The sequence below is a fragment of the Kitasatospora sp. NPDC101155 genome (assembly GCF_044768305.1).
GTDB lineage: Bacteria > Actinomycetota > Actinomycetes > Streptomycetales > Streptomycetaceae > Kitasatospora.
Window position 1 is genome coordinate 1 of sequence record NZ_JBIWPN010000161.1, and the last position, 1,402, is coordinate 1,402.

General features: G+C 69.2%; 2 protein-coding genes. Both read right to left on the minus strand.

All coding sequences use genetic code 11. From position 1 onward, the window contains the following. On the minus strand, window positions 1–692 hold a 692-nt coding region (locus tag ACIRYZ_RS46555; RefSeq protein WP_402955854.1), incomplete at its 3' end, for a WXG100 family type VII secretion target. Window positions 693–707: 15 nt separating this feature from the next. Then, window positions 708–1,172, minus strand: a complete 465-nt coding sequence (locus ACIRYZ_RS46560; RefSeq protein ID WP_402955857.1) for a type VII secretion target — start codon at window positions 1,170–1,172, stop codon at window positions 708–710. Window positions 1,173–1,402 lie beyond the last annotated feature (230 nt).

A 1,402-nucleotide genomic window follows, 5' to 3' on the forward strand; every position in this document is an offset into this window, starting at 1 on the left:
GTGGTGGAGAAGTCCTTGTTGCCCGCGTTGGCGGCCATGATGTCCTGCAGCTGCTTCAGCTCCGGATCGCTGAGGCTGCCGGCCTTGGACATCAGGTCCTTGGCCCGGTTGGCGTCAGCGATCGGGCCAGCGCCGTACGGCTTCGGGTTGAATGAGGTGGTGCTGGTGCCGATGTCGCTCTGGAGGGCGGCGGCGGCCGTCTGATCGGCGGCGGTGGCCCGATCGACAGCCTTGCCGAGCCGGGTGGAGACCGCGTCGGCCTTGGCCCGCATCTCGGTGTTGTACTTCTTGGCGGCCTCGACCCCGTCGGGGTCGTTCCGCGAGCCGGGCAGCGGGGACCAGCAGACCTCGCCATCGGGGGTGACGGTCAGCTCCTCGGTCTTCGCGTCGTAGACCGCGGTGAGGAGGTCGTTGTGGGCCGCGCGGAACTCCTCGGCGGCGGTGGTGATGATCGCGGCGAGGACGGTCGCAACGGCCGACGCCTGCTTGAAGTCGGTGTCCACCCCCTCCAGCGCCGAGTTCGCGTTGGCCGCCGCCACGCCCTTCCAACCGGCCCGCCGCGCCGTGCTGGTGAGGTCCTTGCGGACCCGGCCGTCCAGGGTGGTGAGGGTCTTGGCGACGCCGGACCAGGCTTCGGCCGCCTCCGTGACCGCGTCCGGACGGGCTTCGTATAACTGCTTGAAGGACACCATGTGCCCGGTTCCCCCTTAGTGAACTGCCGTGCCGAACAGCTGGGCGTTCCTGGCCTCGTTGGCCGTGTACGTTTGCTGAGTGGTGCCGAGGTTGGTGGCGATCCCGTCGATCCGGTCGTGCAGGGCTGTGCACTGCTTCAGCCACCGTTCGGTGCAGCTGGTGAGCGCGCTGCTGAAGGCGAAACCGCGGGTACCCGCCGACGCGGCGCTCACGTGGTCACTGAGGCCCAGCGTGAGGGGCCCGCTGTTGCCGTTGGCCTGGTTGAGGTCGGTGGCGATCTGCCGGGCCATCCCGGCCGAGGCGGCGAGTTCGTGCGGGGTGTCCAATTGGGTGGTCGCCATGCCGGGGGGAGCGGCGTTCCAGGGCGCTGTGTCGCCGCTCTTGGCGGGGTTGGCGTACGGCGAGGTGCTGGGCGGCGTGCCGGGTGTCGATGCCGCTGCCGGGGCGACCGGGCCGGTGGTGAAGTCGGGTTTTCCCATGGGCGTGTAGTTCTCCCTCCCTCTGTGTGGGGGCAGTTTGCTCTGCGACACGCTGACCGTGTCGTGCCCCACTGTCGGTGTACTGACGCACCCTCCGCAGCGGCGGTTGCACGTGGGGTGGGGGAGACGGGCCGGGGCGGGGCGTGGAGGTCTTGTTACCAGCGGGTCGCTTCTCTGTCATCGCGAGTGTTACAGCTTTACTGTCAAGCCCCGAAGGGTTCTGCGGCCAG

What these genes read in the sequence shown, in the direction of transcription:
- ACIRYZ_RS46560 (WP_402955857.1), bottom strand. Translation starts at nt 1,172, where the DNA reads ATGGGAAAACCCGACTTCACCACCGGCCCGGTCGCCCCGGCAGCGGCA.